Here is a 26,405-nt window from a genome sequence, read left to right as displayed (position 1 = left end):
CTGAAGTTCGAGGCGGGCGGCGCGTAAGCGCCGGCCCTGCCGGTCGCTAACGTCGGTCTTACCTTCAATCACCGAAACGATCTCCGGCCCTTGGTGGAAATCGAAGTACCGCTGGCTCTTTCTGTCTCAAGCCGGGATTCGCTAACCGGTCGCTTCAGCACCTCGGCCGGTTCACGACGTCGTTGGAGGATCGTTTTTCTTCTCAATGCCGACCCGAATGAAGGATTAATTCGTATGTTGCAGTTCCGTTCAAATTAGCCTAAGTCATATGAACTAAGTTCACCTTAGGAGCTACAAATGCACACCGTCAACATTCATGAGGCCAAGACGCAGCTTTCTCGCCTTGTCGAGAGGGCCGCAAAGGGCGAACCCTTCGTCATCGCCAAAGCGGGAAAGCCCATGGTGAAAGTCGTGCCGATCGACCATCCCACGGCTGGCGAGGTGCGTAGGGTCGGATTCCTGAACGGGCAGATCTCTGTGCCGGATGACTTCGATCGTATGGGTGGCGATGAAATCGAGAAGCTGTTCGGGAACGAGGCGTGAAGCTTCTACTCGACACTCATCTTCTCCTGTGGGCCGCAGGGGAGCCCGACCGACTGCCTATCGCTGCGCTTGCCTATATCAAGGACCCTCTGAACGAGTTGATGTTCAGCCCGGCCAGCCTATGGGAAATCGCCATCAAGCGTGGCCTGGGGCGTGACGACTTCAAGGTCGATCCACGTTTGCTCAGACGCGGTCTTCTGGACAACGGTTATGGCGAACTGCCAATCACCAGCGAGCACGCCATCGGGGTTGACGGGCTCCCGCCGATTCACAAGGACCCGTTTGACCGCATGCTGATCGCCCAGTCGATTGTGGAAGGCGTCACGCTTCTGACCGTGGATGAACTCGTGGCCAGATATCCTGGACCTATAAGACAACTCTGAACCACGTCCCCTTCGACGGTAGACGACTAGGGAACGTCGGATTGATGTCTACTCGAAGGACACCTAGCGCGTAGCCTCAACCGTTGGTGGCCAGTCGCAAGGTACCGCATCGCGTTCAAGTCGACTCAACGTGAGGTAAATCCGCCCTCCACCGACCTGCAAGCCGGACGGTAGGGCACCTGGAGCGCGACGCCAGGGCTCCGCGGAGGGGTCAGCTTATGGCCCGCCGATCGTGGCGGGGGACGCCAAAGTCGACCGATTTCGCGAAACTTCCGGTACGGAGGCGACGCCAGGCACGACACACACCGCAATGCCAGAACCTTCCAACCGCGCGATTTCCTCGCGACTATCGCCCAAAATCATGGGATCGCCTGATTTGAGCCAGACAACGCGCTTGCCGGCCCTGGCCAGCTTCACCATCAATTCGTCGACATCTTCCTGGCGGCAATCCGTTCGCCCGCCGTGCGTGCCGACCTGTATGCGCCCTGCCTCGCGTTGGCCGAGTTCGAGCACGTTGTGCGAGATCAGATCGTCGAACAGGATGATGTCGGCCGCCTGCAGCACCCGGATCGCTTTAACGGTGAGAAGCTCGGCATCGCCCGGGCCGGCTCCCACGAATGTGACCTGTCCACCCAGAAGATCGATGCCAGAGACGATCCTGGCGGCCTCGCCGAGAAGATCGCGCCTTGCGGTCGCCGATGGCGCGCCAGCGAAAGCACGGTCGACGAACCGCTCCCAGAAGACGCGTCTGGCTGTGCCTTCGGCAGGGCGGCGTTGGCGGCCTCGCGCACGCTTCGGGCCAACTCTGCCCATGCAGCGATGGATGCCGGCAGCTGTGTCTCGATGCGACGACGGATTGCCTGTGCCAGGATGGGTGCCGCTCCCGCCGTCGAGATGCCGACGACGGCCGGTGAGCGATTCACGATCGAACCGAATTGGAACTGGCAGAACCGAGGCCGGTCGATGACATTGACGGGAACACCCGCGGCGAGCCCGGCGCGCAGAAATGCCTGAGTCAGTTCGTCCGATGCGGCGTCGGCGACTGCTATGGCGGCATCCTCGAAGACGTCGGTGGCCCAGGTTCGGTCATGATAAACGAGAGACCCGTTTGCAATGCCACGGGCGAACAGCTCCACGAAGTCGGCGCATAATTCCTCCCTCGGCACGAAGACATGCACCTGTGCGCCCGCGGCAAGGAGCAAATCCGCTTTCCAAAGCGCCGCTTAGGAGCCGCCGGCGATCACCGCTCGCTTGCCGGCAAGATCAAGGAAAATCGGCAAACAAGTAGGGTCCCGACTGATGCCGATCGTGATACCCTGCCAAGCGGTTATAAATCACAGCAATATCAGCCCGTTATGCGAGCCCGCGCGGGGTCAACCTTCGATGCATATTCACACCGCCAGACCATAGCGCTGATTGCTGAGCGGCTGAAAGCCAGCCGAAAACCATGAACATTACGCGGATGGACTTGGCCGACGCGGGCAGCCCCGAGCGCCTCGTTCTTGAGATCCTGAAGCTCGAGCCGCAGCTGCCGATCCCGGTGCCCGTCGAGGAGTTGTGCCTGAGGCTGGACATCCACCAGATCGTTCCGCTCACGACGCAAGGCTATGAAGGCGGGCTTATTACCACGCCCGACAAGTTCAACGGATCGATTCTTTTTAACGAGGCAAGCCCAAGGGAGCGGCGGCGCTTCACCATTGCCCACGAACTCGGCCATTTCCTGATGCCGTCCCACGTGCCGTCGGCCGAAGGACGTTTTCTTTGCAAGCTCCAGGACATGCGGGAGCTGAAGGGCGGGGAATCGGACCGGCGCCTGAAAATGGAAGTCGAGGCCAATCGCTTTGCCTCGCAGATCCTGATGCCGCTACCGAAATTCCGGGTCGATGTTGCCGTGGGTAACGATCCCGACATTCGCCAGCTGTCGGCCATCGCCAAGAAGTACGACGAGGAGGCGGCCGGCCGCGCTTACGTGCGCTTTCGGGAAGAACCTGTCGCAATCGTGGTGACGCAGAACGGCAAGGTGCTGCGCGACTATCGCGACCCGCTCAAATTTCTAAAACTTTCAATCCCGTCCGGCGCGATGGTTCCCGCGCACTCGCTGCTGCAGCGCCGAAAGCATGAAATGGGCGTACCCAGTGAGATTGACGAGACCGACGCCGGTATGTGGCTCCATGGGGAGAGAGGTCGTCAACCCGCGCCACTCTATGAGCAGGTTCTTCTGCAACGGCAGGGCTTCGCGCTAAACATGCTCTCGCGGGACGCAGCCTCCGGCGATGACGAGGAGGCGGACGAAGAAGCGGAAATGACCTCGGCAGAGCGCCTCAAGCGCCGCCTGTATTCTGACCGGTAAAGCCGGCCTACCTACTCACTGCGTCCGCCGAGCAGATCCCCGAGCGCCTGCGCTTCTTGTAGGTAAGGTCGCGCTGGCGCTGAGAGCGGCGATCGGATGTGAGGTTCTATAGGCCCGAGGACGGATTCGAACTACAGCTCCCCGAAGCTACGCCGGCAACAAAACTCTCGAGTTTCTACAAACTCTCAGGGCCGGCATATGATCATTGCGCATCTTGGCACTTACCCCACCATACCGACCATCCGTCGCGCAGAGCCCAGCGCAAGCGTCCAGCCTAGCATGCCGTGACCCGCATTGATGTAGATGCCACGGATGCGGCGCGACGGCGCGATGATTGGTCGCGACGACGGTGTCATAGGCCGCTCGCCCGACCAACAAATCTCGTCATCTTGCAAGCCAAAAAGGTCAGGAAACACCTCGCAAGCTGCAGTACGCAACGTCTCGAAGCGGTCCGCGCCAAAGCCGGCGTCCGGTCGCTCGATATCGGCAAGACCTGCGACGCGCAATCGGTTGCCGATAGCCGCAAAGGCAAGCTTGCGCTTGGTGTCCGTTAAACTGACGCGAGGCGCTCCATGGGTAAAGGGGACGGTTAACGAATAGCCCCTCACGGGGCGGATCGACCGGACTTCAGGCAAATCGAGCACAAAGGTGCGGCTCAGAGGCCCGGCGGTGATGATTGCGGCCTCGGTGGAAAGTGGAGTGCTATCGCCGAATCTTAAAGCACAAAGCCTTCCCTGACGTTGTTCGAAGCCAGCCACCCGGCGACCAAACAGTGTCGAAACGCCATACCGATCCACAATATGTGCGGTGAGCTGGCGACAAAAGGCCGCCGCATCGCCGAGCGCATCGCCGGGCGTATAGACGGCGCCTGCAATCTCGCCCTGATATGTCTTCAAAGCAGGCTCCACCGTCTCGGCCTCGGCACGCGTCAGCAGCTTTTGGTTGAATCCGAGGGCCGTCTTTCGCTCGACAATTGGCCGAGCTGCAAAGAAGCCTGCCCGATTGGCGTAGAGATGGAGCTTCCCCGCGACGCGATAGTCGAACTCTATATCCGCCTCTGCCAGAAGAGCCTCCAGTTCCTGGCGTGATTCATTGGCAAGCTGCAAAATGGCGCCGGTGTTGCTCCACCAGCGGCTAGCAGACGAATTGGCCAGGAAACGGAGCCCCCAGATCAGGAAATCCGGGTCAAGTTGCCAGCGAATGCGAAACGCCGGATCGCGTTTGGCAACGATCGCTGGCAAGTGTTTCAGCAGCGCCGGTGAGGCCATTGCATCGCCATAGGCCCACGAAAGCTGAGCGGCGTTGCCAGCGCTTGCTCCCAGCCCCGGTTCGCGAGCCGCATCGATGAGCGTGACCCTGTGTCCGGCCCGAGCCAGAAGGTATGCGGACGCAACGCCTACGACGCCCGCTCCAACGACAGCCACATTTCTCATCTCAAAACGCCTCGGCGGCCAACGAGGCAGTCAACTCGATCTCCACGGGAACGCCTCGCGGCAGAGAGGCAACTCCGAGAGCCACGCGTGCGTGTTGCCAACGGTCGGGAAAAATCTCGCGGAGCAGATCCGAGGCCCCGTCAACCACCGCTCCGTGCTGGGTAAAATCGGGCGATGCCGCGACATATCCGGCCAGCCGGACGAAACTCGTCACCCGATCCAGCCGTCCCGCAATGCCTTCCAACTGGGCAAGGGCGTTGAGTAGCGCCCAACGCGCACATTCCCTGCCTTGCTCGACGGAAACAACCGTGCCCAGATGTCCCGTTCGAATGACCGCTCCATCCTTGAGGGGGACCTGCCCCGAAATCGTAACGATCGTCCCGTTGCGAATAGCGCCGACGAAGGCTCCTGGCGGAACTGCGGGTTCCGGCAGAGCGAGACCAAGCGCCAAAAGCCGTTGGCGCACCGCGCAAAGCTCTTCGCGAAGCGCTCCGGGCGCAATTCGCGGCCGCGCGTGTCGAGCGCTGAATTCGACGAAATTCCTAAGGATTGCCCGGTCGAATTCAGTCAGTCGGTATTCGGGATGCCATTGGATGCCAAGACAGAAGCCATCTGTCGTTCCCTCGAAAGCTTCGATAACGCCATCCGGCGCGCGCGCCGCGACCCGAAAGCGCCCCATACCCGTTAGCATATGGCGATGCAGGCTGTTGACCTGAGCCGTTGTTGAACCGGCCGCCCATCCGACAAGTTCGCTCTCAGGCTCCAGCAGGATGTCATGGGCCAGGCCGTCCGGCATGGCATTCGGCATGTGGTCGGTTGCCGGTATCCCGACGTCGGTCGGCAGAGCGGCGACGAATGTCCCGCCAAGATACTCGCCGATCAACTGCATGCCATGGCAAACGCCAAGCAGCGGCTTTTTAGCCTCGATTGCCATTCCAACAAGGGTTCGCTCAAATTCACGGCGCTGAGGCGCCACTTCCACACCGGGCAGGGCCCCGGTGATCAGAATACCGTCGGCCAAAGCTGCGGCAGAGATCATGGTTTCCAGATCAAAGGGAAGAATGAGAGGAATCCCGCCCGCCTCGGCAATGGCTTCGGCATAGTTTGCCCGTACCGTATATTCTCGCTCTGTCCAGGCACGCTCTCCCACGTTGATATCCGGTGTCATTAGAATAAGCGGCTTGTGGCCCCTCGCGCGCTCCGCGCGCTTCAATACGATCTCTGCAGTTTGGGTGTTCATAGGGCTTTTCTCTAACGACGATAGGTGAGCGCAACCGGCAAGCTGCCGCCGGCGAAAAGGAACGGTCATATGATCTGGAAGAAGCAAGTTCCGGTATCGACATACGACGACGATCAGATTGGCACGGCGAACGGGCTTGGAATTTTAAGGAATGGACTTTTTCTTTGAAAAATCGACACCTGACAGGTACACACTTTGACAAACGAGGGTTTGCCGTGACGTCCGAAGGCGATGCTTCACCAGCGCCGACCGATCCCGACTATGTTCGATGGCTCGACGGTCTGTGGGCGCAACGACTGCTGTCGTCGCGCGACCGCAAACCGGATCTTTCCGTCGGCATTCTGTTGTGGCCGACCTTTCCGATGATGTCGCTGACGGGCGTCGTGGAACCTCTCCGCCATGCGGCCGATTTCGCGGACAATTCGCGACCGCTGCACTGCAGGTGGTCAATCATGGGCAAGTTGGGACAGGCGTCAGTCGCAAGCTGCGGAATCCGCGTGCAGGCGGACGCACCGTACACCAATCCCACGGACTTCGACTACGTCGTCGTCATTGGTGGTCTTCTTCCACACCTGCGTGCGGCCCCCGCACAGCATCGCGACTATATCAAGGTCGCCGTCGCTGCTGGTGTGACCGTCATCGGGGTCTGCACAGGCGCTTTCGTGCTGGCGCAGGAAGGACTGCTTGCAGGGAAGAAGGCGGCGATCCATCCTTTTCACGCGGAAGATTTTCGCACGGCGTTCCCTCGCCTCTCTTTCTCGACGCGTGAGGATTTTGTCGTCGCGGACGGACAGGTCACGGTGCCGGGCGGGATCTCCATCCTGTCGCTGATGACGGAGCTCATCCGCACCCATTGCGGACCGGACCGGGCAGCAAAGGCCGTCCATCAGTTATCGCTGAGAGAGCAGAAAGGCATAGGCGCCTTCGATCACGAACGGGTCTCTCCGTTCCAACACGTCGGTGACACCCGCATCCAGCGCGCTGTGGTTCTCATCGAAAGCCGCAAGGGCCGCGATACCTCCCCTGAAGAAGCCGCAGCCGTTGTCGGTCTATCGCCACGCCAGTTCGCGCGGCTGTTTCGAGAGCATATCGGCATGACCCCGAAACGCTTCATTCTCGAAACCCGCCTGCGCTATGCACGTTTCCTGGTAGAAAACACCGCCATGCCGATCACCGCCATCGCGTTCGAAACAGGCTTTTCGGACTCAGCACATCTTGCGACGGCATTTGGCAAGAAGTACGGAAAGCCTCCCGGAAAGTTTCGGTGAAATCCCAGGGAATCAAGCGGCCTCGGTCGCGCGCACGAAACCCTTGCTCGCCGTCATGAGGTTACGCGTATAATCCTCCTTGACTGTTCCTGCGATCATTTCACAGGATGTCAGCTCCTCTACTACCTTTCCGGCCCGCATCACTGCCATGCGCTCACACATATGGGTCACCACGCCAAGATCATGGCCCACCATGATAAAGCTCAAGGCTCGTTCTTTTCGCACCTGCTCGAGGAGATTGAGCACCTCCGCTTGAACGGATGCGTCGAGCGCCGACGTAGGTTCATCCAGCAGCAGGATCTCCGGTTCGGGAATAAGAGCACGCGCGATGGCGATGCGCTGCCGCTGGCCGCCTGACATTTGATGCGGGAAGCGGAACCGAAAGGATGGGCCAAGCCCTACCTCGTCGAGCGCACGGCGTATACGAGGCTCTGTACCTTCGATACCGTGAACTACAAGCGGCTCCAGCAATATTCGATCGACCGTCTGGCGTGGATGCAGTGACCCGTAGGGGTCCTGGAACACCATTTGCACCTTTCGATAAAAGTCGCGCGAGCGCTTCGAGCCTGCAAGTGTCGCTCCGTCGACCCGGATCGTTCCTGAGCGCACCGGCGCAAGGCCGGCAATCGCGCGCAGTAAAGTCGATTTTCCTGAACCGGATTCTCCCACGAGACCGAAAGTTTCACCACGGGCGACGACGATATTGACGTTGTCGAGCGCGCGGTAATCCTCATAGGAGACGCTGATATTCTCGATGGTCAGAACGGATGTCATGCGGCCCACTCCGGTTGGCGGTTGAGAACCGGCAGCGGGTGGCGGCTCTCGCCGATTTTCGGCATGCACTCGAGAAGTCCCTGGGTATAGGGGTGCTTGGCGTTCGAAAGCTCCCCGGATGACAGCTCCTCCACGACGCGGCCCGCATACATCACAAGTACACGGTCACAGAAGGACGAGACCAGGCGAAGGTCGTGGGAGACGAAGATCAATCCCATGCCGCGGTCGGCCACGAGCTTGTCGAGGATCCCAAGCACCTCCAGTTGCACCGTGACATCGAGCGCCGAGGTCGGTTCGTCGGCGATCAGGAGTTCGGGGCCCGCGACCAGCATCATCGCGATCATCGCACGTTGTCCCATGCCGCCCGAGACCTCGTGCGGATAAAGCCCGAACACCCGTTCCGGATTGCGGATCTGCACCGCCTCCAGCATCTCCAAAGCCCGACGCTTCGCCTCTGTCGTCGTGACGGAGCTGTGTGTCCTCAGCGTTTCGCAAATCTGCCGTCCGATGGTCATGACCGGATTGAGCGAATATTTCGGGTCCTGCAGCACCATGGCGATACGGCCGCCGCGCAATGCCCGCCGCTCGCGCGGTGTCGCGGTCATCAAGTCGATGCCCGAGAAGGCGAGCCGGTCCGCGGTGATACGGGCATGCGGCGGTGTCAGCCCCATGATCGCCCTGCCGGTCTGCGACTTGCCGGAGCCACTCTCACCGACGATGCCTAGACGTTCGCGACCCAGCGTGAAGGACACGCCACGTACTGCCTCAACAAGCCCCGTCCGGGTCGGATAATGCACTTTGAGGTCGGTGACTGTCAAAAGCGGGCTCATCGGCCGGCCTCCCTTGGATCAAGTGCGTCGCGCAGCCCATCGCCGAGCAGGTTGAAGCCGAGGCTGACGGTGAGGATGGCAATGCCGGGCATGGTGGCGACCCACCACTGATCAAGTATGAAGCGGCGTCCGGACGCGATCATCGCACCCCATTCCGGCATCGGCGGTTGGGCGCCGAGACCGAGAAATCCAAGACCAGCGGCGGTCAGGATGATACCGGCCATGTCCAGCGTGACACGGACGATCAGCGAGGAAAGGCACATGGGCATGACGTGGCGCAGTACGATCCGCCATGGTGAGGCGCCCATCAACGCAACGGCGGCGATATAGTCCGAATTGCGTACGCCCAGCGTTTCCGCACGCGCAATCCGCGCATAGGCCGGCCAGGATGTGAGGGCGATGGCGAGCACTGCATTTTCGATCCCCGGCCCAAGCGCCGCTACGAACGCCATGGCCAACACGAGTTTCGGAAAGGCGAGGAAGATATCGGTGATCCGCATCAGCACGGCATCCACCCAGCCGCCCGCATAGCCCGCGACGGTGCCGACAAGAAGGCCGAGCGGTGCAGCGATAATCGCCACGAGCGTGACGACTGCAAGCGTCAGCCGGGACCCGTGGATCAGTCTTGAGAGAATGTCGCGGCCCTGATCGTCTGTGCCAAGCAGATAGCTGCCCGTTCCAGGTGGTAACAAGCGAGCCCCGGCCAGATCGCCGAAGACCGGCGAATGTGGCGCTATGACATCGGCGAAGATCGCCACCAGCACCAAAGCCATGATAATGCCAAGGCCCGCAAGTGCCAGACCGTTGGCGGAGAAGCGCAACCACATCATGTAGGCGCGACCGAGGCTGGCCTGCATACGCGAAGCCGGCTGATTGCTTAAGAGGTAAGCCCGGCGGCCGAGAGGTTGAGTATCGATCGTCATGGTCATCGCGCACGGGTCCTGGGATCGAGGGTCCGGTAAAGCAGGTCAGACAGGATGTTGAGGGCGATGAAGACGGCACCGATGACAATCGTGCCGCCTAGCACGGCATTCATGTCGGCATTTTGGAGCGAGTTGGTGATGTAGAGGCCGAGGCCCGGCCAGGAAAACACCGTTTCCGTCAGCACAGACCCTTCGAGAAGTCCGGCGTAGGAGAGCGCAATCACCGTAACCAACGGGACGGCTGCGTTTCTGAGCGCATGTCTCCAGATGATCCGCGTTTCCGAGAGCCCCTTGGCGCGGGCGGCAATCACATATTCCTGGCCAAGTTCGTTCAGCATGAAAGAGCGGGTCATGCGGCTGATATAGGCGAGCGAGAAATAACCGAGCAGGCTGGCAGGCAGCGCGAGATGCCGGAATACGTCCCAGGCGACATCCCATTGGCGCTGCAGAAAAGCGTCCAAAAGAAAGAGCCCGGTGATCGGCGTGAAGGTATATTCGTAGACAATGTCGATCCGGCCGGGAAAGGCGACCCAGTGGAGGCGGGCATAGAAGAGCAGAAGTCCCAGCAAGGCGAGCCAGAAGATCGGGATCGAGTATCCGGCGAGCCCAACAAGTCGAACGAGTTGGTCGGCGAACGATCCCCGCTTGACGGCAGCCAGAATTCCAAGGGGAACGCCTAGCACCGTGCCGATCAGTGTTCCGAAGGTTGCAAGCTCAAGCGTCGCTGGAAAAACATGGGCGATATCCGCCATGACCGGATTGGTGGTCAGTACCGACGTGCCGAAATCGCCTGAGAGAATCTGGCGAACATAGATCAAGAACTGATGCCAGAGGGGCAGGTTCAGCCCCATCTGTTCGCGGACCCGCTCAATCGCCGAGGCCTGGGCCCGGTCGCCGAGAACGGCAAGGACGGGATCCACCGGCACAACGCGGCCGATGAAGAAGGTAACTGCCAGAAGCCCCATATAGGTGGTGGCGATGACCGCCAGGAAACTGGCGACGCCGTAAATCCCGCTCATCGTCCGGGCGCGCCTGCGCCCGGCTCTCCATGCCGTGTCGGTCATTGCCATCGGATCGTCCTTCCTAGTCAGTCTTTGGAGACTGGAGCGAGGAAGTTTGAATCGAAGGTCGGACCGAGCTTGAAGCCTTTCAGTTTAGCGGATGTGCCGGCCACTTCGGTCTGCTGGAAGATATTGATGAACGGACCATCGTCCAGAACCTTCTTCTGCAGGTCCTGATAGATCGCCGCCCGTTTGACAGCATCGTTTTCCAGGAGGGCGCGGTCTGTTTCGGCCGTCAACGGCGGCACGTCCCAGGCATTGCGCCAGGCCAAGGTCTTCGAGGCGCCCTGATCGGAATTGTCAGGATTGACGGTGAAGGTCTGGGCGTTGGAATGCGGGTCCCAATAGTCCGATCCCCACTGGCCGATGTAGATGTCGTGGTTGCGGGCGCGGTACTTGGTCAAGGTCTGCTTTCCATCACCCGGAATGATTTCGACCTTGACGCTGGCCTGGGCGGCCGACTGCTGGAAGGCTTCTGCGACCCCGCTCACTGGCTGAGCGCTGCGCACGTCCATGGTGACCGTGAAGCCGTTTGCGAGGCCTGCCTTGGCAAGCAGCTCCTTCGCCTTGGCGACATCGAACGTATAGGGGTTCTCGTCGAGTGTGCCGAGCTGGCCCTTCGGCAGGAAGGTCTGGTGGATCTCGCCTATGCCCTTGATCAGCGTCTTGCCGATCGCGGCATAGTCGACGAGGTATTTGAGGGCTTCGCGGACTTCCGGCTTGGCGAGATTGGCGTTCTTCTGGTTGAGGCTGATGTAGTAGACGGTGCCCTTCGCCGCGCTATAGACGGCCAGCGCCTTATTGGCGGAAATTGCATCGATGTCGCCCGGTTCAAGATTGCGCGCGACGTCGATATCGCCGGCCTCCAGAGCCAGCCGTTGACCGCTGCTTTCCTTCATATGGCGGAAAATCACGCGGGCGAGCTTTGCCTTTTCTCCGTGGAACTTGTCGTTACGCTCCAGAACGACTGCCTCATTGGCCTTCCAGGCTTTCAGGACGAAGGGGCCGGAGCCAGCGTAGTTCGTCTTCAGCCAGCCGTTGCCGAAGTCCGTGTCGTATTTGTAGTCGCTGGTCGGCGTAACGGCTTTGGCGTGTGCCATCAGCAGCTTCATGTCGACGGCCGAGATTGGGCTTGCGGCCATGACGTTCAGCACGAAGCTCGGCGCGTAGGGCTTGTCAACGGTGAGCGAAAAGGTCGTGGGATCGATCGCCCTGGCCTTCTGGGTGACGTTGTTGCCGTCAAGCCCGAGTTGGTCGATCAGGAAGGCAGGGCTTTTGTCGAGCTTGACCATTCGTTCGAACGACCAGGCAATGTCTTCAGCGGTGATGGGGTCGCCCGAAGCGAAAACGAGGCCAGGCTTGAGCTTGAATGCATAGGTCAGACCATCGGGCGAGACAGTCCAGCTTTCGGCGAGGTCGCCAACCACCTTCGTAGTGTCGTTGAGATCGAGTCGAACCAGCGTATCGTAAGTGTTGCTGATGACCTCACCTGCGCTCAGCTCGAAGGACTCCGCCGGATCAAGGCTGATGATATCGTCTATCGCGAAGGCCTCGACTAAAGTGTCGGGGGGCGTCCCGGCAAGAGCGGGAGAATTAGCGGCCAGCATTACAAGGCCCGTCCCAGCAGCGAGCGCCAGGAGTGTCTTCTGGGTACGGTTATCCATTTTCAGTCCCCTTCTTTTGGTTTGATGAATGCTTTGAGGTGTTCACTCTTGTTCGTGCCAGGCATCGGCCAGCACACGAAGCCAGTTGTCCTTGCAGATCTTGTCGAGTTCTCTGTCATCGTATCCGGCGTCCCGTAGAGCAGAGACGAGGTTCTGTGTTCCGGCCGCGTCGCAAATACCCTCCGGGATGGTCGCGCCGTCGAAATCCGACCCGAGGCCGACGCAGTCGATCCCCATCCGATTGACGAGATAATCGATATGACGGACCATGTCCGAGAGCGGGGTCGCGGCGTTTTCCTGTCCGTCCGGCCGCACCATCGTCGTGGCGAAGTTTAGTCCGACGACGCCCTGGCTTTCGCGGATCGCATCGAGTTGGCGGTCGGTCAAGTTTCGCGCCACGGGCGTCAGCGCATGCGCATTGGAATGGCTTGCGATCAACGGTTTGCTGGTCGTCCTCGCAACATCCCAGAAGCCCTTCTCGGCGATGTGGGCCAGATCGATGGCGATGCCTAGCCTGTTGCATTCTCGAACAAGCGAGAAGCCCGCTTCCGTCAGGCCCGGAGCCGTGTCGGGCGACTTCGGATACGCAAACGGTACGCCATGACCGAAGATGTTGTGGCGGCTCCAAACCAGTCCCAATGATCTGAGACCCGCGGCGTGGAATGTTTCAAGCTCTGCTAAATCGGAACCAATCGGCTCGCAGCCCTCCATGTGCAAAACCGCTGCAAATACCTTCGCTTCGATCGCTCCACGGATATCGGCGGTCGAGCGGCATATCTTCCAAGCCTCGGCCTGATCGAGCCGGAACGCGATGGCAGCGATTTCCCGCGCCTCAAGGAGAGCCTGGCCGAGGCTCACCGTGTCTGAAAGTGGCGTGTCATAATGTCCGTTTGTATCCGGAGTCTTCAGTACCAGGTCCCCGGATGGAACGAAGATGGCGCAAAGCCCTCCCGCTAAACCGCCCGCCCGAGACCGCGGCAGGTCCAAATGTCCATCATTGATACCACAGCGAAACTCGGCGACCGGATCATTGCCCTTGCAGGCATTCCTCCAAAGCCGCAGCAGGACATCATTGTGTCCGTCGAATACCCTGTGCATCTTACCAACGCGCCTGTTGGTTGGACGCAAATCTGAGTTTACCGCATAATCCCATTATCTATCTCCGCTGCCTGGAGCGGTAGAAGCACTTCGCTACCAACCGCTTCATTGATCGGAAATATGGCCTTGGAATTGAGGATCTGATTTTAGAATTCGGACATTTTCTTTGACTTTTCGACGCCTGCTTTTGAAGAATGGATATGTTGGCAAGTGCGGCGCGCCGCAGTCACCTTAGTAACTCCCGTGGACAGATAACGGGGCCTTAGAGTTTCGGTCGTTACCCATGGCGTGGGGTAGCTCTTACGTCCACGATTGTTCCTGAGTTGGCCGGATAGAGCATGTTAGATGGTGTCGTCTATGGTCGTGACCGCCAACGTTCCACATATGGAGTCTCGGCCCCAAGGATTCGCCGAATTCGCTGGCAGTCCAGTTGGCTCTGTCGCAAATTGTAATTTTGGCCATGACACGGCGCTTCGCGCCGCTTATCAGGCTGCGAGGATTTCGAATTGCTCGGCGATTGACGGACGCGAATTATAAGCAAACCTCGCCTGTCGCTTGCGCATCATGTGAACCATCTCGATGCCCGAGAGGATAATTTCGGCAGTCGTCGTTGACTTGAAGCCGAGCATGGAGCGGACCCGGCGCTTGATGCGCCAATGGTCCTGCTCGATCCGGTTGTTGAGATACTTGCTCTTGCGAATGAGGATCGGCTTCAGTGAGCGTCGCGATCGATCGCCCAAGCGGTTGGCATCGCAGGAAACGATCGCCTCGTGATCGGTCTGGCTGCCGTCGATGACGATGCGATCCGGCCTGCCATGGCACGCAAGCGCCTGTCGAAGGAAGCGCTTTGCTGCCGGCAGATCACGGTGTTCGCTGAAGAAGAACTCGACCGTGTCGCCGGCGCCGTCGATGGCACGATAGAGATACAGCCATTGGCCGCGAACCTTGATCTACGTTTCGTCCATATGCCACTTGCCGGTGACGGTCCGCTTGCGCCGGTTGAAGCGCTCTGACCTGCCACTGAACTGTCATCCAGCTGCGATTAGAGCCTCGACCGTTTTTGTTACGCCTTGTGGCGCGGGTTGAGCAACCGGCGGAGGCGCGGAGCCTTCCATCAGCACAGCGTCGGAGCCGGTTGCGGTGATGACCTCGGCATAGGCTGCCGGGGTCTGATAGCCGAGCGAGGAATGCGGCCTCGCGGTGTTGAAGTCCTCCTTCCATTCGGCGATGGCGCTTCGGGCGTGGTCGAGACCGAAGAACAGGCTCTCATTCAAAAGCTCATCGCGCATCCGGCCGTTGAAACTCTCGACATAGCCGTTCTGCATTGGCTTGCCTGGCGCGATGTAGTGCCATTCGATTCTGTGATCCTTCGACCAGGCGAGGATGGCGTTCGAGGTGAACTCGGTGCCGTGGTCGGAGGCGATCATGGCCGGCTTGCCGCTTGTGGATCGGCGCGACATTCTGCAAGCGACAATCCCTGCTGGCGCTCGCATCCAATTCAGCGAGGCATTGCCGGGAGACGCAAAAGCGATCTTTCATTTGATCGACCAAGCCGGGCTGGAGGGTATGGTTTCGAAGCGCAACGACAGCGTTTACCGAAGCGGCAATTCGACTGCCTGGCTAAAGACGAAGAGCTTACACCGTGGATGAATATTTTGCTTGGGCGTCGAGCGCGAACCCGGCAAACCAGCCTTCGGCCTGATGGCAGATCGCAGCACGGGCCCATATGTCGGCGCGGCCTTCATCACCTTGAACCGCGAGATGCGCGAGCGCCTTTGGCAACGGGTCCAAGAGCATGCCGGCACTGCTCTCAAGGGCATGAACCGACCGGCGACACAATGGGTTAGGCCGGGTCTCACCGGTCGCGTGAAGCATCTACGTGGTGAGGAAGATTTGCACCACGCTTCGTTGCAGGATTTCAGGGAGGCGTAGACTGATGGCTGCCAACTGGACGTTCTGATCGATGCTACGCCGTCGTGCTGGCGCGGCTTGGCCTTGCACATGAATCTGGCATCTGGCACCTCTTCGTCAAGAGTCTGCCAATATACCGGGCAGATTTCACCAGGGACGTTCCGTCTTGGCGCACCCAACTTGGCATTCAATTTGCATAGTTTGAAATTGCCGGCTCCGGCGGGGGCAGCTGGTAACCGCCCCCTAGTACGGGACGTGGGCTCGCTGAGCGAGGATAAGGGGCACTCAGCGCACAGCGAGCCTCATCTGTTGGCTGGCCTTCCTTGGTCGCCCTGCTGGCGTTGGCGTGGCCGTTCCAGGTTGGCTTGTCCATAAACCGGCTGGCGTTGTCGTACAAGTAGGGGAACCTAATATGCGCTGCGCGCTTATCGGAAATGAGCTCTCGCGGCACGAATTTTCTGCATCAATGGATCGCCAACAACGTCCCCGCGACCGTCAGCGCCGACGTTATTTCGGTTGCCGAACTCGCGCATAAGCTCTTTGCCGATGCAAAGGCCGTGGGCATTAGTAGCGTCGAGATCGAGGAAGACACCGGGAGCATCTATGAGACGATCCTTAACGCCATTGTCCACCACGACGCCGGTATTTAGAATGCGGTTTTGAGAGGAACCTTTGCCGACCCGACTGCGAACATATCGTCTGCAAATCATGCTCAGCACCGAAGAGCTTGCCGTTCTGGATGCGTGGCGGTTTGAGAAAAGAATGATGAACCGATCCAGGCGGTGCGGGAGTTGTTCCAACGCGGCCTGAGGGCGGCGGAACATGAGGTCGATCGAGCCGCGCGTTCGGCTGAGTACGGGGTTTTGAAACCGCCAGGGGAGAGGTGACGGGGCGGCCTGAGGTAGCCCCAGATAGATCGATGATCCAATGGCAAAGAACTGGCGTTCCAATCGCTGATCGATGGAAAGGATGGACGTGACCAATTGTTAGAAATCTCGTCATGCATTCGGACACCTCAAAAAACGTCTCTGGCCACCGCCAGGTAAGATTGGACATATCTCCATGTCACCGCCTGGTCCTGGCGATCTCATTTCTCGCAACAAGCCCGCCGCTTTCAGCGGTGGCGCCATCATTGGCGCGCTTGGAGGCCTGATCGGTCTCGGAGGCGCCGAGTTCCGGCTGCCACTTCTCATCGGTATGTTCCGTTTTGCTGCTTTGGAGGCCGTAATTCTGAACAAGGCCATGAGCTTGGTTGTAGTTGCCACGGCTCTCCCGTTTCGTGCAGGGTCGGTGCCGTTCAGCGCCATCGCGGCAAATTGGCCGATTGTCGTCAATCTGTTGGCCGGCAGTCTGATCGGTGCCTGGTTCGGGGCAGGGTGGGCGACACGCCTCAAATCCGAAACCCTGTACAAGGTTATCGCGGTGCTGCTGATCGTCATCGCCGTGGTCCTGGTAGTGGGGCACGATGCGGCCGCGGGCCAGCCTGTTCTGGTTGGCACCGCGCAACTCGTCGCGGGTGTCATTGCCGGTTTCATCATTGGTATTGTCGCGTCGCTGCTCGGCGTTGCCGGGGGCGAGTTGCTGATCCCGACGCTCGTCCTGTTGTTCGGAGCCGATATCAAATTGGCGGGGAGCCTGTCGCTCGCGGTGAGTCTACCGACCATGCTGGTAGGGTTCACCCGCTACAGCCGCGACCAGAGTTTTTCCGTCATTGGCCGCAATCGCGGCTTCCTGCTGGTGATGGCAGCCGGCTCCATCGTCGGGACGTTCATCGGTGGGCGGCTGCTCGGTTTCGTACCCAACGCGCTTCTGCTGCCCGCGCTCGCGGTCATCTTGCTGATTTCAGCCGTGAAGGTCTGGCGTCACCGCTGACCAGTTTCTTATTTCGACAGATCTCGAAATTTAGTTGACTGCGATCGAATCCGCGCCTACACGTATTTCGATGAAACTCGAACAAGCAGCATCCCAACTCGAAAGCCTCGGCAACCCGACGCGGCTTCAGCTTTACCGCATTTTGGTAAGGGCAGGGGACGAAGGGCTTCCTGTCGGCAGCATCCAGGAGAAACTCGAGATCCCCTCCTCGACACTGTCGCATCACCTCAAGCGACTGGTCGATACAGGCCTCGTGACCCAGGAACGCCAGGCAACGACGCTGATCTGCCGCGCCAACTATCCCAGCATGAATGCGTTGATCGGCTATTTGGCTGACGAGTGCTGTGCCGACGCAAAATGTGCGCCGTCGGCCAGCGCAGTTGTCGCCTGAATTTTTTGCCGGAATAATTCGAAGATACTGGAAAGAGCGAACAAATGAACGACATCGCAAGTCTCCCGGTGGCCGTCATCGGCGCCGGTCCCGTCGGCCTCGCGGCGGCCGCCCAGCTGATCAACCGCGGACTGAAGGTAAAGGTTTACGAGTCCGGGGCGCACGTAGGGTCGAATCTCTCGGACTGGGGGCATGTTCGCGTTTTCACGCCGTGGCGCTATTGCGTCGATGCGGTCGCCCGCCATCTGCTCGAGGGCCATGGCTGGAACATGCCCGAGCTCGAGGCCTTTCCCACCGCCGATGAGATCGTCGACCAATATATCGGCCCGCTCGCGCGGCTTCCGGAACTGGCACCGTCCATCGAAACCATTGCCCGCGTCGTCGCTGTGTCCCGCTGGGGTGCCGACAAGGTCGTCAGCAAGGGACGTGAACAGCGGCCCTTCATGCTGATGGTTGAAACCGCGACCGGCATGCGCCGGGATACGGCCCGCGCCGTCATCGACGCGTCAGGCACATGGCAAACACCGAACCCGCTAGGCGCAGGCGGCTTGTCCGCTGAAGGCGAAAGCGAGTTCGGCGACCGGATCGCGTACGGCATACCCGATGTCCTCGGTCGTGATCGCCACCTCTATGCGGGCCGTACGACGCTCGTGGCCGGGGCCGGTCATTCCGCTGCCAATGCCCTGCTGGAACTTGCCAAGCTGTCAGAGAGCGCTCCGGGGACCTCTGCAATCTGGACGACGCGCAGCACCGACCTGGTCCGGATCTATGGTGGCGGCGACGCTGACGCGTTGCCTGCACGCGGCGAACTCGGCTCCGAAGTCAGGGACCTTGCCGAAAGCGGCCGCGTCCGCCTTATCACTGGCTTTGCCACGACAGCCATCCGTGAGGTTGACGGTCGTCTGCTTGTGGACGGGCAAACCAAAGACGGTCTTCAAACCATCGGTCCCGTCGACAGAATTATCGCGGCCACGGGCCAGCGCCCGGACCTCGCCCTGACCCGGGAGCTGCGGCTCGACCTCGATCCATGGCTTGAAAGCGTGAAAGCGCTCGGTCCGCTCATCGATCCTAACGAGCACTCATGCGGGGACGTCCCCCCGCATGGCCACCGCGAGCTTAGCCATCCGGAACCGGGCTTCTATACGGTCGGAATCAAAAGCTACGGCCGGGCGCCGACGTTCCTGTTGCTGACGGGCTACGAGCAGGTCCGCTCCGTCGCTGCGGCGATCGCCGGTGACATGGCGGCGGCCGACGCGGTGCAGCTGGTTTTGCCGGAGACCGGAGTTTGCACGGTGCCGGCATCGTTTTTCGGATCAGCCGAAGGCTGCTGCGGTGGCCCGGCGCCTGTGGCCGTTGACGCCTGCTGTGTTGCCGACGCGCAAGCCAAGGAGAAAGGGAAGGCTGGCTGCGGCTGCAGCGCCGCAGCATGACCGCTGCGCCCCTGTCGGCCGCCGTCGTGCGTGGTCGTCGCACGATCATCACGACGCTTGGCGTGACACAGATCATGGCGTGGGGATCGTCTTACTATCTCCCCGCTGTCATCGCGCCGGCGGTCGCCGCGGACACAGGATGGCCTCTGGCTTGGGTCGTCGGAGGCCTGTCTCTAGGATTGCTCACGGCGGGAATAATCTCGCCGCATGTCGGGTCTTCGATCGAGCGACACGGTGGCCGCAACGTTCTGGCATTCAGCGCGGGATGCATCGGACTTGGCCAGGTCGGACTTGCGGTCGCCCCCAATCTGGCCGCCTACATCATCGCGTGGCTGGCAATCGGCCTCGGCATGGGGGCGGGGCTCTATGACGCTGCCTTCGGAACCCTTGGCCGGCTCTACGGCCATGGGGCGCGGTCTGCCATCACGACGCTCACCCTGTTCGGGGGCTTTGCGAGCACGATCTGCTGGCCGATCTCGGCCTTTTTGCTGGGGGAGATCGGATGGCGCGGCACGTGCCTGGCCTACGCCGCAGCCCAGCTCTGCCTTGCCTTGCCGCTTTACCTCGTGATCTTGCCTCTCGGCCTGCCGCAACCGGCTGTCAAAGCCACGTCGCATGGGGCAGCGAGGCCGGCCCTGCAAACCGGCTCCAATCTCCCGATTATGGTCGTCCTCGCCGCAACCCTGACGCTTGCAGCGGTGATCTCTTCGACCCTGTCGGTGCATTTGCTGACGATACTGCAGAAGGGCGGCATGACGCTTGCTGCAGCCGTGGGGCTTGGAGCACTCGTCGGTCCCTCCCAGGTGGCCGCGCGGACAATCGAGATGGTGATCGCACGCTTCCATCACCCGATTTGGACCAAGTTCGCGTCGGTGGCCTTCGTCGCGATTGGCGTTTCGGCGCACTGGCTCGGCATGCCGATCGTCCCGTTGGCACTCGCGTTCTACGGGGCGGGCATCGGACTCGAATCCATCGCGCGTGGCACGATACCGCTCGCGATGTTCGGCTCTAATGGCTACGCCAAGCTGATGGGTCGCCTTGCCATGCCGAGCCTGGTTGCTCAGGCGGCGGCGCCGTCCGTTGGCGCATTACTGCTGGAGCGCTTCGGGGCCCATGGAATGCTGGCGTTCCTTTCCGGGCTGGCGCTGGTCAACGTCGCACTGGCATGCGGCCTTGGCTGGCTGCTCGTCCGCCGACGGACGTTTGAGGTCCAGGCCAACTAGGATCACGTCTCCCCCCAGATATTCCGGCCAGGCCTAGTCTATGCCCAAGCCTAGGTATCGGGCATTCCACTAAGAGTATCGTTTGTCTCGTGTCGGTGACTTGAACCTGCAGCGGCCAGGAGACGTCGAGGCTGAGGGCGGTAGGGCTGTCGTCGGCCGTTTCGGTGCATCGAAAAGGGCGATTCGAACACCAAACGACCTCTATTCGAGCTTCGTAGCTCCCTTCTTCGCAACGGAATTAGGCCATTTCGTCCCAGGGCAAGCCTGCCCAAAGTCTGAAGGTCAGCGAAATTCGCCGTACTAAAATTGCCCGGCCGATCTTCAAAATAGTACGGCGTCAGCTCCATAAGTAATTGAAATTGCTGGTGATCCCGACAGGAATCGAACCTGTGACCTACAGATTAGGAATCTGCCGCTCTATCCTACTGAGCTACGGGACCACGCGGCCAGACACATAGCCGCTTCGGATCGTTTCGCCAAGAGGCTGGCCGAACGCAATTCGGCCAGCCCTTTGCGCGACAGGCATCAGACGGCGAGTGCTGTTTCCGCCAGTCTCACCCAATAGCTCATGCCGTGCGGGATGACCTCGTCGTTGAAGTCGTAGGCCGGGTGGTGGAGACCGGCGGTGTCGCCATTGCCGATGAAGATGAAGGCGCCGGGGCGGGCTTCCAGCATGTAGGAGAAATCCTCGCCGCCCATCACCGGCTGGATGCCACGGTGGACATGGGCATCGCCGGCGACACCAGCCGCGACATCGCTGGCAAACACCGTCTCTTCCGCGTGGTTGAAGGTGACGGGGTAATTCGCCTGATAGTCGACCTCGATCTTGGCGCCGAACGCGGTCGCCAGCCCGTCGCAGATGGTGCGGATGCGCTCCTCGGACTTTTTGGCGATTTCCTTGCGCAAGGTGCGCACGGTGCCGGCGATTTCCGCCGTTTCCGGGATGATGTTATAGGCATCGCCGGCGTGGAATTTGGTCACCGACACCACCACGGCCTCGACCGGATCGGTGCTGCGCGAGGCGATCGTCTGCAACGCGCCGACCAGCTGGCTGGTGATGACGATCGGGTCGATCGTGCCGTGCGGCATTGCCGCATGGCCGCCCTTGCCGCGCACGGTGATGGTGAACTCGGCCGTCGCCGCCATGATCGGGCCCGGACGGATGGCGAACTGCCCGACAGGCAGGCCCGGCATGTTGTGCATGCCGAACACCCTGGAGATGTCGAAACGTTCCATCATGCCGTCCTTGACCATCTCGTTGCCGCCGCCACCACCTTCCTCGGCCGGCTGGAAGATCACCGCCACCGAGCCGGTGAAATTGCGCGTCTCGGCGAGATATTTCGCGGCACCCAAAAGCATCGCCGTGTGGCCGTCATGACCGCAGGCATGCATCTTGCCGGGGTTGGTCGAGGCATAGGGCTTGCCGGTGATCTCGTTGAGCGGCAGCGCGTCCATGTCGGCGCGCAGCCCTATGGTGGGGCCTTCGCCCTGGCGGCCGCGGATGATGCCAACGACGCCGGTCTTGCCGAGGCCGGTCACCACGTCGTCGCAACCGAAGGCTTTCAGCTTGTCGGTGACGAAGGCAGCGGTCTTGAAGACATCGAAGTTCAGTTCTGGCGTCTGGTGCAGATGCTGGCGCCAGCCGGCAACTTCGTCCTGCATTTCGGCGGCACGGTTCAGGATTGGCATGATGGTTCCATCTCGCTGTTGGGACAGGCGGGTGTTGTCCGCTGCCTTGCAATTGTGATCGTCAGGCACTTTGCCATGTTGGCGTCACATAGAGTAAATAGCACCGCAACGATGCAGTCCGGTTTTTGAGGGTCGGACTCATCATGCTGGCGGTCGCGTAACGAAATCTTACGGAGCCAGGGGCGACTACGGCAAGAGGCGATTTCGGATTTGATCATGCGGCACAGGCATTTCCTCAAACTATTCTCGGCTGGCGCAATCGCGCTGTCGGTCCTGGCCGGGTCGGCGCTGGCCAATCCGGTCGTTGTGTTCGACCTCAACAATGGCAAGATCCTGCAGCATCAGGACGCGTTCAAGCGCTGGTATCCGGCGTCGCTGAGCAAGCTGATGACCGCTTATGTGACCTTCCGGGCGATCGCGGCCGGCGAGGTCCAGCTTGATTCGCCGATCAAGGTGACCAAACACTCCGCCGCCGAGCCGCCAAGCAAGATGGGCTTCAAGCCGGGCTCGGTGATGCGGCTCGACAACGCGCTGAAGATGATGCTGGTCAAGTCGGCCAATGACATCGCCATGGCTGTCGGCGAGAATGTCGGCGGCTCGCAGGCAGCCTTCGCCGAACGGATGAACGCCGAGGCGACTCGCCTCGGCATGAACGGCACCCATTTCGTCAATCCGAACGGGCTCTATTCGCCGGACCAGTATACGACGGCGCGCGACCTCGCCGTGCTGGTGATGGCGATCCGGCGCGAATTTCCGCAATATGCGCCGTGGTTCTCGATCGAGGGTCTTGCGGTCGGCAAGAAGGCGATCCCGAACTACAATCTGCTGATCGGCCGGTACCCCGGCGCCGACGGCATGAAGACGGGCTTCGTCTGTCCCTCCGGCTTCAACATGATCGGCTCGGCGACCCGCAATGGGCGCACGCTGGTGGCGGTCGTGCTTGGCGAGAAGTCGGCAATCACCCGTGCCGAGGCCGCAGCGAAATTGCTCGACCAGGGTTTTGACACGCCCGCCGTGGGCTCGGCCACCGTCGCCACGCTGGCGCCCTACGGCGACACCGTCTCGCCCAACGACATGCAGGACGAGATCTGCAAGAAGAAGGCGCGGGCGGAGCAGTCCGAGGCACCGCCCGCCACCGCTGCCGCCAAGGATGTGCCGAAATCGCCCTACCAGGAAAAGCTCGACCATGTGCCGACGCTGGTTGCCGTCGGCCTCGGCGGCGCCACCGGTCCGGCGCCGAAGGCCATGCTCGACCAGGGCGGCCAGGAATATGCCGACGTGCCGATCCCGAGCTGGCGTCCCGACCAGCCGGCGCCGGCCGGCACGGGTCCGGTCGTTGCCGGTTCCGCCGCGCAAGGCGATCAGCCGGTCAAGGTTGCCAACTAGGCATGACCCCGAAAAGTGGCATCCGGTTTTCGCCAGAGATCATGCTCGAACAAACAGGCGGAGCCCGATGAGCAGCTTTCCGATCCCTGTTTCGGTGCTGACCGGTTTCCTCGGCGCCGGCAAGACGACACTGCTCAACCGGCTGTTGAAGGATCCGGCGCTGGCCGACACGGCGGTCATCATCAACGAGTTCGGTGAAGTGGCGATCGACCATCTTCTGGTCGAGCAGGCGTCCGACGGCATCATCCAGCTGTCGGATGGCTGCCTGTGCTGCACGGTTCGCGGCGAACTGGTCGACACGCTGGCCGACCTGGTCGACCGGCTGCAGACCGGCCGCATAGCCCGTCTGGCCCGCGTCATCGTCGAGACCACGGGTCTCGCCGACCCGGCGCCGGTGCTGCAGTCGATCATGGCGCATCCGGCGCTGGTCCAGGCCTTCCGGCTCGACGGCGTCATCACGCTGGTCGATGCGGTCAATGGCAATGCGACGCTCGACGCGCATGTCGAAGCGGTCAAGCAGGTGGCGGTTGCCGACCGCATCGTGCTCAGCAAAGCCGATCTGGTCACCGACCCGCATGAATTGGAAACGCTGCGGGTGCGCCTGCGGCAGATCAATCCGGGCGCCGATTTGCTTGATGCCGCCGACACGAAGACAGGCGTGGCGGCGCTGTTTGATTGCGGTCTCTACAATCCGGCGACCAAATCCGCCGATGTGCGGCGCTGGCTGGGCGAGGCGCATGATCATGATCATCATGACGGTCATGATCACGAGCATGACCACGGCCACCGCCACGATCAGCGCGTGCGCTCCTATTCGCTGGTCCATGACGGCCCGGTGCCGTTTTCGGCGATCGAGATGTTTCTCGACCTGTTGCGCTCGGCACATGGCGAGCATCTGCTGCGAATGAAGGGCGTCATCGAGCTCAGCGAAGACCCGTCGCGGCCATTGGTGATCCATGGCGTGCAGAAAATCCTGCATCCGCCTGTGCAATTGCCGTCCTGGCCGGATGGCCAGCGCGGCACGCGGCTGGTGCTGATCACGCTCGACATGCCGGAAGACTATGTGCGCCGGCTGTTCGCCGCCTTCACCAATCGGCCGTCGATCGACACGCCCGACCGCGCGGCGCTGCAAAACAATCCGCTGGCGATCGCCGGACGGTAAACTCTACGATTGCTGCTCGCCGCGCTCGACCAGAAAACGATGACCGCCTGACACCGCCGCCGTTTCGACAAGACGGTGGCCGCTGTCGGAACAAAATGCCGGGATGTCGATGACGGCGAGTGGATCGGTGGTCTCAAGCCAAAGCCTGCTGCCCGCTTGCATCCCGGCCAGCCGTTTCTTTGCTTTCAGCACAGGCAAGGGGCAGTTCAGCCCCTTGAGATCGTAGACGCTCGCACGCTTGGAGTCCTTGTTTTCAAGCATGTCGTTGCCCCAAATCCGCTACGCACTTTTGGGTGACATGCATCGGCGAAAACCTCAGCCGCCGAACATGCCGAGCAGCTTGTTCTTCAGCCTGGTGACCCTGCTCTCGTCGGCGCTTGCCGCTTGCGTTTCAGCTTCAGGCGCGGCCTCCGTGGGGGCTGCGATGGTGGCGGTGGCGACAGGTGCTTCCTTGGCTGCCTTGGCCGCCTCTTTTTGGGCCTTGGCCGCTTCCTTCTCGGCCAGGGCCTGCGCCTTGGCGGCTTCCTTGGCCTGCTTGGCGGCCTCTATGGCGGCCAGCCTCTGCTCCTCGGCCTTCTGCTTGGCGGCCTTTTCGGCGTCGAGTGCCGCCATCTTGCGGCCGGCCGGCGAATCGATGCGGCCCATGCGCGCCGTCTCGGTCACCGAGCCGTCGTTATTGAGCGACGGCGGGTCGATCGGCACGCGCTCGCCGCGCGCCCGGCGCTTGGACCAGTCGGAGACGATGCTGGCTTCCTTGATGCCGGCGATGGTTGGCTTCGGCGGGGGCACGCTGGCCTTGAGCGCGCCGTTGAACGCCGCGTCGTAGGTGCTCTGATAGGCGTTGTAGGCGCTCTTCAGCGAATCAGGCTGCGTGGTCGCCGGGCAGGCGCCGGTCGGATCAAATGTCTGGCCGTCGGCGGCAACCTGGTTGAAGACATAGCGCTTCTCGCAGACGTCGACCTTCGGCGGCACCTTGGTGACCTCGAAATTGTCGTAGCCAACCTTCAGCATCTTCCAGAACTCATAGTTCGGGTCGTTGCGGTAGCGCGCCATGTTGGCGGCGGTCATGCGGAACGGAAAAGCCTGGATCTGGAATTCGGTCTGGCCACCCTGAAAGGCGTCGCGGCCGAAGGCATAGATCTGCTCGATCTGCGCATCGGTCATCGAATAGCAGCCCGACGACGAACAGGCGCCGTGCACCATCAGATTGGCACCGGTGCGGCCATTGGCGCGGTCATAGGCGTTGGGAAAGCCGATGTTGAAGGACAGATGGTAGTTCGAGCGCGGGTTCATCTGCGCCGGACGCACCGTATAAAAACCTTCCGGCGCCTGGCGGTCACCTTCGGTGTATTTCGGTCCGAGCTTGCCCGACCATTTGCAGATGTCGTAGCTCGCCACCATGTCGTAGCGGCCGTTGGTCTTGGCCTTCCAGATTTCGAGCTTGCCCTCTTCCTTGAAGATGCGGGCCATCACTGACGAGGTGCGGACCATGCCCTTGGCCCTCATGTCGGCGAGGATCTTGTCGGGCAGCGGCTTGTTGGCCTCCGGGGCAAAATCCTTCATCGACGAATCGTTGCAGCCAGCAACGCCGAGGGCAGCGATCAGGATTCCGGTGCGGGCAAGCTTGGCGAACATGGCTACGGATATCGTCTTTTTCTCTGGCGCCAAGGCAATTCATGCCACGGCTACTGCACTGAACGTGTACGGACACTAAGCCCGTTAACCTTGAAAATTCCTTACCGCAAGTGCCGACGCGTCCCCTTGCGTCAGTCTC

General features: G+C 61.0%; 26 protein-coding genes, 1 tRNA gene and 3 pseudogenes. 14 read left to right on the top strand and 16 right to left on the bottom strand.

Annotation, left to right across the window (positions count from 1 at the left end):
- The first annotated feature begins 297 nt into the window (after positions 1-297).
- Together ACFFNA_RS18195 and ACFFNA_RS18190 are read left to right on the top strand one after the other, a co-directional pair.
- Complete coding sequence (locus ACFFNA_RS18195; protein WP_378920420.1) at positions 298-543, top strand: type II toxin-antitoxin system Phd/YefM family antitoxin; 246 nt, start codon at positions 298-300, stop codon at positions 541-543.
- Positions 540-926, top strand: a complete 387-nt coding sequence (locus ACFFNA_RS18190) for a type II toxin-antitoxin system VapC family toxin (RefSeq protein WP_378920418.1) — start codon at positions 540-542, stop codon at positions 924-926. The genes ACFFNA_RS18195 and ACFFNA_RS18190 overlap by 4 nt, the downstream gene beginning before the upstream one ends.
- A 216-nt stretch (positions 927-1,142) precedes the next feature.
- Here ACFFNA_RS18190 and ACFFNA_RS18185 read toward each other — a convergent pair whose 3' ends face one another.
- Positions 1,143-1,739 carry a uroporphyrinogen-III C-methyltransferase gene (locus tag ACFFNA_RS18185; protein ID WP_378920416.1) on the bottom strand — a complete coding sequence of 199 codons (597 nt, stop codon included), beginning with the start codon at positions 1,737-1,739 and terminating at the stop codon, positions 1,143-1,145.
- 2 nt (positions 1,740-1,741) lie between these two features.
- Positions 1,742-2,092 (bottom strand): annotated as a pseudogene (locus ACFFNA_RS18180) (siroheme synthase domain-containing protein); the annotation flags it as partial.
- Between the two features lie 6 nt (positions 2,093-2,098).
- On the opposite strand from ACFFNA_RS18180, the gene ACFFNA_RS18175 reads away from it, so the two are divergent.
- Both ACFFNA_RS18175 and ACFFNA_RS18170 read left to right on the top strand, forming a co-directional pair.
- Entirely contained in the window at positions 2,099-2,377 is a 279-nt protein-coding gene (locus ACFFNA_RS18175; protein WP_378920414.1) for a hypothetical protein, read from the top strand.
- A complete protein-coding gene (locus tag ACFFNA_RS18170) occupies positions 2,374-3,276 on the top strand; it encodes an ImmA/IrrE family metallo-endopeptidase (protein WP_378920412.1) in 903 nt (300 codons plus the stop codon). Before ACFFNA_RS18175 ends, ACFFNA_RS18170 begins: the two co-directional genes overlap by 4 nt.
- A 221-nt stretch (positions 3,277-3,497) precedes the next feature.
- Here ACFFNA_RS18170 and ACFFNA_RS18165 read toward each other — a convergent pair whose 3' ends face one another.
- Together ACFFNA_RS18165 and ACFFNA_RS18160 are read right to left on the bottom strand one after the other, a co-directional pair.
- Positions 3,498-4,709, bottom strand: coding sequence for an FAD-dependent oxidoreductase (locus ACFFNA_RS18165; protein ID WP_378920410.1), 1,212 nt, complete (start codon positions 4,707-4,709; stop codon positions 3,498-3,500).
- Position 4,710: 1 nt separating this feature from the next.
- Positions 4,711-5,949 (bottom strand): Atu1372/SO_1960 family protein, encoded by a 1,239-nt coding sequence (locus ACFFNA_RS18160; protein ID WP_378920408.1) that lies wholly within the window; start codon positions 5,947-5,949, stop codon positions 4,711-4,713.
- Between the two features lie 215 nt (positions 5,950-6,164).
- Here ACFFNA_RS18160 and ACFFNA_RS18155 point away from each other — a divergent pair, with 215 nt between their 5' ends.
- On the top strand, positions 6,165-7,217 hold the full coding sequence (locus ACFFNA_RS18155) for a GlxA family transcriptional regulator (RefSeq protein WP_378920406.1): 1,053 nt from the start codon (positions 6,165-6,167) through the stop codon (positions 7,215-7,217).
- A gap of 12 nt (positions 7,218-7,229) precedes the next feature.
- Here the strand turns inward: ACFFNA_RS18155 and ACFFNA_RS18150 are convergent, their stop codons facing one another.
- From ACFFNA_RS18150 to ACFFNA_RS18115, 8 genes and pseudogenes are all read right to left on the bottom strand, one after another.
- Positions 7,230-7,991: an ABC transporter ATP-binding protein gene (locus tag ACFFNA_RS18150; protein ID WP_378920404.1), complete on the bottom strand. Its 762-nt coding sequence runs from the start codon at positions 7,989-7,991 to the stop codon at positions 7,230-7,232.
- Complete coding sequence (locus tag ACFFNA_RS18145; RefSeq protein ID WP_378920402.1) at positions 7,988-8,821, bottom strand: ABC transporter ATP-binding protein; 834 nt, start codon at positions 8,819-8,821, stop codon at positions 7,988-7,990. The genes ACFFNA_RS18150 and ACFFNA_RS18145 overlap by 4 nt, the downstream gene beginning before the upstream one ends.
- Positions 8,818-9,750, bottom strand: coding sequence for an ABC transporter permease (locus tag ACFFNA_RS18140; RefSeq protein ID WP_378920400.1), 933 nt, complete (start codon positions 9,748-9,750; stop codon positions 8,818-8,820). The genes ACFFNA_RS18145 and ACFFNA_RS18140 overlap by 4 nt, the downstream gene beginning before the upstream one ends.
- Complete coding sequence (locus ACFFNA_RS18135) at positions 9,747-10,763, bottom strand: ABC transporter permease (RefSeq protein ID WP_378920603.1); 1,017 nt, start codon at positions 10,761-10,763, stop codon at positions 9,747-9,749. Before ACFFNA_RS18135 ends, ACFFNA_RS18140 begins: the two co-directional genes overlap by 4 nt.
- Before the next feature lie 68 nt (positions 10,764-10,831).
- Entirely contained in the window at positions 10,832-12,469 is a 1,638-nt protein-coding gene (locus ACFFNA_RS18130) for an ABC transporter substrate-binding protein (protein WP_378920398.1), read from the bottom strand.
- Between the two features lie 42 nt (positions 12,470-12,511).
- The gene (locus ACFFNA_RS18125; RefSeq protein WP_514132020.1) at positions 12,512-13,597 is read right to left on the bottom strand and encodes a dipeptidase; all 1,086 of its coding nucleotides are present in this window, start codon (positions 13,595-13,597) and stop codon (positions 12,512-12,514) included.
- A gap of 455 nt (positions 13,598-14,052) precedes the next feature.
- Positions 14,053-14,577 (bottom strand): annotated as a pseudogene (locus ACFFNA_RS18120) (IS6 family transposase); the annotation flags it as partial.
- 18 nt (positions 14,578-14,595) lie between these two features.
- Positions 14,596-15,006: pseudogene (locus ACFFNA_RS18115) on the bottom strand (transposase family protein); the annotation flags it as partial.
- On the opposite strand from ACFFNA_RS18115, the gene ACFFNA_RS18110 reads away from it, so the two are divergent.
- The 7 genes from ACFFNA_RS18110 (at position 14,951) to ACFFNA_RS18080 (ending at position 20,394) form a co-directional block, all read left to right on the top strand.
- Positions 14,951-15,217, top strand: a complete 267-nt coding sequence (locus ACFFNA_RS18110; protein ID WP_378920394.1) for an ATP-dependent DNA ligase — start codon at positions 14,951-14,953, stop codon at positions 15,215-15,217. The pseudogene ACFFNA_RS18115 and the gene ACFFNA_RS18110 sit on opposite strands and share 56 nt — an antisense overlap.
- Before the next feature lie 9 nt (positions 15,218-15,226).
- Positions 15,227-15,499, top strand: coding sequence for a hypothetical protein (locus ACFFNA_RS18105; RefSeq protein WP_378920392.1), 273 nt, complete (start codon positions 15,227-15,229; stop codon positions 15,497-15,499).
- A gap of 413 nt (positions 15,500-15,912) precedes the next feature.
- Positions 15,913-16,128, top strand: a complete 216-nt coding sequence (locus ACFFNA_RS41275) for a DUF768 domain-containing protein (RefSeq protein WP_446685970.1) — start codon at positions 15,913-15,915, stop codon at positions 16,126-16,128.
- Positions 16,129-16,540: 412 nt separating this feature from the next.
- Complete coding sequence (locus ACFFNA_RS18095; RefSeq protein ID WP_378920388.1) at positions 16,541-17,350, top strand: sulfite exporter TauE/SafE family protein; 810 nt, start codon at positions 16,541-16,543, stop codon at positions 17,348-17,350.
- 70 nt (positions 17,351-17,420) lie between these two features.
- Entirely contained in the window at positions 17,421-17,741 is a 321-nt protein-coding gene (locus ACFFNA_RS18090) for an ArsR/SmtB family transcription factor (RefSeq protein ID WP_378920601.1), read from the top strand.
- A gap of 44 nt (positions 17,742-17,785) precedes the next feature.
- The gene (locus ACFFNA_RS18085) at positions 17,786-19,171 is read left to right on the top strand and encodes an NAD(P)-binding protein (protein WP_378920386.1); all 1,386 of its coding nucleotides are present in this window, start codon (positions 17,786-17,788) and stop codon (positions 19,169-19,171) included.
- Positions 19,168-20,394, top strand: a complete 1,227-nt coding sequence (locus tag ACFFNA_RS18080) for an MFS transporter (protein WP_378920384.1) — start codon at positions 19,168-19,170, stop codon at positions 20,392-20,394. The genes ACFFNA_RS18085 and ACFFNA_RS18080 overlap by 4 nt, the downstream gene beginning before the upstream one ends.
- Positions 20,395-20,757: 363 nt before the next feature.
- Here ACFFNA_RS18080 and ACFFNA_RS18075 read toward each other — a convergent pair.
- Positions 20,758-20,834, bottom strand: a tRNA-Arg gene (locus tag ACFFNA_RS18075).
- Between the two features lie 85 nt (positions 20,835-20,919).
- Positions 20,920-22,083, bottom strand: coding sequence for a M20 aminoacylase family protein (locus tag ACFFNA_RS18070; RefSeq protein WP_378920382.1), 1,164 nt, complete (start codon positions 22,081-22,083; stop codon positions 20,920-20,922).
- A gap of 216 nt (positions 22,084-22,299) precedes the next feature.
- Between ACFFNA_RS18070 and ACFFNA_RS18065 the strand changes: the two genes are divergently transcribed.
- Together ACFFNA_RS18065 and ACFFNA_RS18060 are read left to right on the top strand one after the other, a co-directional pair.
- The gene (locus ACFFNA_RS18065; protein WP_378920380.1) at positions 22,300-23,469 is read left to right on the top strand and encodes a D-alanyl-D-alanine carboxypeptidase family protein; all 1,170 of its coding nucleotides are present in this window, start codon (positions 22,300-22,302) and stop codon (positions 23,467-23,469) included.
- 67 nt (positions 23,470-23,536) lie between these two features.
- Positions 23,537-24,631, top strand: coding sequence for a CobW family GTP-binding protein (locus ACFFNA_RS18060; protein WP_378920378.1), 1,095 nt, complete (start codon positions 23,537-23,539; stop codon positions 24,629-24,631).
- Between the two features lie 3 nt (positions 24,632-24,634).
- Here ACFFNA_RS18060 and ACFFNA_RS18055 read toward each other — a convergent pair whose 3' ends face one another.
- Together ACFFNA_RS18055 and ACFFNA_RS18050 are read right to left on the bottom strand one after the other, a co-directional pair.
- The gene (locus tag ACFFNA_RS18055) at positions 24,635-24,892 is read right to left on the bottom strand and encodes a sulfurtransferase TusA family protein (RefSeq protein ID WP_111544314.1); all 258 of its coding nucleotides are present in this window, start codon (positions 24,890-24,892) and stop codon (positions 24,635-24,637) included.
- Between the two features lie 54 nt (positions 24,893-24,946).
- The gene (locus ACFFNA_RS18050; protein ID WP_111544313.1) at positions 24,947-26,266 is read right to left on the bottom strand and encodes a L,D-transpeptidase family protein; all 1,320 of its coding nucleotides are present in this window, start codon (positions 26,264-26,266) and stop codon (positions 24,947-24,949) included.
- Positions 26,267-26,405: the final 139 nt, after the last annotated feature.

The sequence above is a fragment of the Mesorhizobium kowhaii genome (assembly GCF_042431665.1).
In the GTDB taxonomy this organism is placed as follows: Bacteria; Pseudomonadota; Alphaproteobacteria; order Rhizobiales; family Rhizobiaceae; genus Mesorhizobium; species Mesorhizobium kowhaii.
This window is presented reverse-complemented; position numbering and strand designations above follow the sequence as displayed.

Bases quoted from the DNA above. Each gene is read 5' to 3' on its own strand.
- ACFFNA_RS18090 (WP_378920601.1), top strand. From the start codon at position 17,421: ATGAAACTCGAACAAGCAGCATCCCAACTCGAAAGCCTCGGCAACCCG.
- ACFFNA_RS18135 (WP_378920603.1), bottom strand. From the start codon at position 10,763: ATGAGCGGGATTTACGGCGTCGCCAGTTTCCTGGCGGTCATCGCCACC.
- ACFFNA_RS18170 (WP_378920412.1), top strand. From the start codon at position 2,374: ATGAACATTACGCGGATGGACTTGGCCGACGCGGGCAGCCCCGAGCGC.
- ACFFNA_RS18065 (WP_378920380.1), top strand. From the start codon at position 22,300: ATGCGGCACAGGCATTTCCTCAAACTATTCTCGGCTGGCGCAATCGCG.
- ACFFNA_RS18095 (WP_378920388.1), top strand. From the start codon at position 16,541: ATGTCACCGCCTGGTCCTGGCGATCTCATTTCTCGCAACAAGCCCGCC.
- ACFFNA_RS18050 (WP_111544313.1), bottom strand. From the start codon at position 26,266: ATGTTCGCCAAGCTTGCCCGCACCGGAATCCTGATCGCTGCCCTCGGC.
- ACFFNA_RS41275 (WP_446685970.1), top strand. From the start codon at position 15,913: ATGAGCTCTCGCGGCACGAATTTTCTGCATCAATGGATCGCCAACAAC.
- ACFFNA_RS18145 (WP_378920402.1), bottom strand. From the start codon at position 8,821: ATGAGCCCGCTTTTGACAGTCACCGACCTCAAAGTGCATTATCCGACC.
- ACFFNA_RS18160 (WP_378920408.1), bottom strand. From the start codon at position 5,949: ATGAACACCCAAACTGCAGAGATCGTATTGAAGCGCGCGGAGCGCGCG.
- ACFFNA_RS18195 (WP_378920420.1), top strand. From the start codon at position 298: ATGCACACCGTCAACATTCATGAGGCCAAGACGCAGCTTTCTCGCCTT.
- ACFFNA_RS18060 (WP_378920378.1), top strand. From the start codon at position 23,537: ATGAGCAGCTTTCCGATCCCTGTTTCGGTGCTGACCGGTTTCCTCGGC.
- ACFFNA_RS18130 (WP_378920398.1), bottom strand. From the start codon at position 12,469: ATGGATAACCGTACCCAGAAGACACTCCTGGCGCTCGCTGCTGGGACG.
- ACFFNA_RS18150 (WP_378920404.1), bottom strand. From the start codon at position 7,991: ATGACATCCGTTCTGACCATCGAGAATATCAGCGTCTCCTATGAGGAT.
- ACFFNA_RS18070 (WP_378920382.1), bottom strand. From the start codon at position 22,083: ATGCCAATCCTGAACCGTGCCGCCGAAATGCAGGACGAAGTTGCCGGC.
- ACFFNA_RS18055 (WP_111544314.1), bottom strand. From the start codon at position 24,892: ATGCTTGAAAACAAGGACTCCAAGCGTGCGAGCGTCTACGATCTCAAG.
- ACFFNA_RS18140 (WP_378920400.1), bottom strand. From the start codon at position 9,750: ATGACCATGACGATCGATACTCAACCTCTCGGCCGCCGGGCTTACCTC.
- ACFFNA_RS18080 (WP_378920384.1), top strand. From the start codon at position 19,168: ATGACCGCTGCGCCCCTGTCGGCCGCCGTCGTGCGTGGTCGTCGCACG.
- ACFFNA_RS18185 (WP_378920416.1), bottom strand. From the start codon at position 1,739: ATGGGCAGAGTTGGCCCGAAGCGTGCGCGAGGCCGCCAACGCCGCCCT.
- ACFFNA_RS18165 (WP_378920410.1), bottom strand. From the start codon at position 4,709: ATGAGAAATGTGGCTGTCGTTGGAGCGGGCGTCGTAGGCGTTGCGTCC.
- ACFFNA_RS18175 (WP_378920414.1), top strand. From the start codon at position 2,099: ATGCACCTGTGCGCCCGCGGCAAGGAGCAAATCCGCTTTCCAAAGCGC.
- ACFFNA_RS18085 (WP_378920386.1), top strand. From the start codon at position 17,786: ATGAACGACATCGCAAGTCTCCCGGTGGCCGTCATCGGCGCCGGTCCC.
- ACFFNA_RS18110 (WP_378920394.1), top strand. From the start codon at position 14,951: ATGGCGTTCGAGGTGAACTCGGTGCCGTGGTCGGAGGCGATCATGGCC.